Source organism: Herbaspirillum sp. CF444 (assembly GCF_000282135.1).
Classification (GTDB): Bacteria; Pseudomonadota; Gammaproteobacteria; order Burkholderiales; family Burkholderiaceae_D; genus Herbaspirillum.
Genome location: NZ_AKJW01000012.1, coordinates 1 through 2826, shown reverse-complemented (window position 1 = coordinate 2826; position 2826 = coordinate 1). Strand labels below are relative to the sequence as shown.

The 2826-nt window shown below is 61.6% G+C and carries 2 protein-coding genes; both read left to right on the top strand.

Annotated features, from left to right (window positions below; translation table 11 throughout):
- Positions 1–325: 325 nt before the first annotated feature.
- The gene (locus PMI16_RS02200) at positions 326–790 is read left to right on the top strand and encodes a (2Fe-2S)-binding protein (RefSeq protein WP_007875955.1); all 465 of its coding nucleotides are present in this window, start codon (positions 326–328) and stop codon (positions 788–790) included.
- A 10-nt stretch (positions 791–800) separates the two neighbouring features.
- On the top strand, positions 801–2826 hold a 2026-nt coding region (locus PMI16_RS02195; RefSeq protein ID WP_007875949.1), incomplete at its 3' end, for a xanthine dehydrogenase family protein molybdopterin-binding subunit.

Below are 2826 nucleotides of genomic sequence, written 5' to 3'. Positions count from 1 at the left end.
TCGAAACGCGGCTTTTACATCTTTCTTAATCCCAAAAACAAATCGCGCGAGATGTATCACGCTTCCCAATTCTGAATGCCCCCTGTCAGACGGAAACCCGCCTCCAGCGCAGTATACAGACGGGAATAGCGAAAAATCTCCCTGCAAACTTTCCCGGATAAGCCTATTATCTGCAAACGCAATCGAGACGGGATTTCCCTATGGGATTCCGACAATTTTTAGTCACATTCTCCGCAGTACTCCCGATTGCGTCAGGCACGGACATCCGGATGGATTGACGTCTTCCCCGATGTTCTACCCAACAGGACGTCGGAGGAGCAAAAAGATGACAACCAGCTTCAACCTCAACGGTAAGCAAGTCACAGTGAAGGCCGAGCCGGATACGCCGTTGTTGTGGGTGATCCGCGATGAAATCGGCCTGACCGGCACCAAGTTCGGCTGCGGCATGGCCTTGTGCGGCGCCTGTACCGTTCAACTCGACGGCGCGCCGATACGTTCCTGCCAGACACCGGTGTCGGCAGCGGCCGGCAAGAAGGTCGCCACGGTCGAATCCCTCTCAAAAGACAATTCCCACCCGCTGCAAAAAGCCTGGATCGCCCACGACGTGCCGCAATGCGGCTATTGCCAGTCGGGGCAGCTGATGAGTGCGGCGGCCTTGCTGCGCACCAACAAGAATCCGTCGGACGCCGACATTGAAAACGCCATGAGCGGCAACATCTGCCGCTGCGGCACTTATAACCGCATCCGCGCCGCCATCAAGAGCGCTGCAGCCGAAATGCGCAAGGCCTGAGGAGACGATCATGACAACCACACGACGCGATTTTCTCAAGGTAACCGCAGTAGTCGGCGGCGGCCTCACGCTCGGCGTCAGCCTGCCGGGTGCGGTGAGCGATGCACAAGCCGCAGGCACGCTTTACACGCCCAATGCCTGGGTCCACATTGCCGACGACAACACCATCACGCTGATTTCCGCGCGTTCGGAAATGGGACAGGGCGTCTATACGTCGATGCCGATGCTGATCGCCGAAGAACTCAACGTCGACATCCGCAAGGTCAAGGTCGAAATCGCACCGGTCGGCGAGGTCTACACCAACACGCTGCTCGGCGGCCAACTGACCGGCGGCTCGACCTCGGTGCGCGAAGGCTGGGAAAAGCTGCGCGTGGCCGGCGCCCAGGTGCGCACCATGCTGGTCAACGCGGCGGCGGACAAATGGCAGGTCAGCGCCGACAAGCTGCGCGTCGCCGACGGCAAGGTCATCGGCCCGGGCGGACGCAAGGCGACCTATGGCGAACTGGCGGATGCGGCATCGAAACTGCCGGTCCCAAAAGATGTCGTCCTCAAGGACCCGAAGGATTTCAAGATCGTCGGCAAGGCAACCAAACGGCTCGACACGCCGCCCAAGGTTAACGGCACCGCAGTCTACGGCATCGACGTCAAATTGCCGGGCATGGTGTACGCCTCGCTTGAACAGTGCCCGGTCATCGGCGGCAAGGTCACCGGCTTCGACGCCGCCAAGGCCAAGGCCATGCCCGGCGTGATCGATGTCGTACAAATCCGCGACGGCGTCGCCGTCGTGGCCGACAGTTACTGGCACGCCAAGAAAGCACGCGAAGCCCTGACCGTCACTTGGGACGAAGGTCCGGTGGCGAAGATCGACAACGCCTCGATGATGGAAGGCATCCGCAACGCCAAAGATGCGCCGACGCCGATCAAGAAAACCGGCGACGCCGATGCGGCCATGAAGACGGCTGCCAAGACCATGAAGGCCGAATACTGGTCGCCGTTGCTGGCGCACGCCACCATGGAGCCGCAGAATTTCACTGCCGACTACAAGAACGGGAAATGCCTGGTCGTCGGTCCGGCGCAATTCCAGCAAGGCACGCAGGGCAACGTCGCGGCAGCGTTGGGAATCAAGCCGGAAGACGTCACCGTCAAGACGACTTTCCTCGGTGGCGGCTTCGGTCGGCGTCTGGAATACGACTTCGCCGTGCAGGCGGCGGAGATTTCCAAAGCCGTCGGCAAGCCGGTCAAATTGCTGTGGAGCCGCGAAGACGACACCACGCACGACTTCTACCGGCCGATGGCCTTCCACCGCATGACGGGCGGCCTCGATGCTTCCGGCAAACCGGTCGCGCTGACCTTTCAACTGACCTCGCAGTCGGTGACGCAGCGCGCCTTCGGCCTGCCCAAGGGCACGCTCGATCCCTTCATGTCCGAAGCCTCGGTGGTCGGCTACGACATCCCCAACATGACGCAGGAACTGATCGAGCACGACAGCGGCCTGCGCGTCGGCTACTGGCGCTCGGTCAGCCACGCGCTCAATGCCTTCGCCAACGAAAGTTTCATCGACGAAATGGCCGCCGCCGCCGGCAAGGATCCCTACCAATATCGCCTGGCCCTGCTCGACAAGCAACCGCGCTTCGCCAACGTGCTCAAGATCGCCGCGACCAAGGCCGGCTGGGGCAAGCCGCTGCCGGCAGGACGCAGCCGCGGAATCGCCCTGATGGAAGGCTACGACACCTACATGGCGCAGGTCGCGGAGATTTCCGTGAAGGACAACGAGATCACCGTGCATAAAATGTGGGTCGTCGCCGACCTTGGCCGCATGGTCAACCCCGACACGGTGGAAGCGCAGCTGGAGTCGAGCATCGCCTTCGGCCTGTCGTCCACGCTCGGCGCCGAAATCACGCTCGACAAAGGACGCGTGCAGCAGACCAATTTCCACGACTATCCGGTCATCCGCATGTCGCAGATGCCGCGCATCGACGTGACGCTGGTCAAGAGCACCGAAAAGCCGGGCGGCATCGGCGAGCCGGCGACCGCAC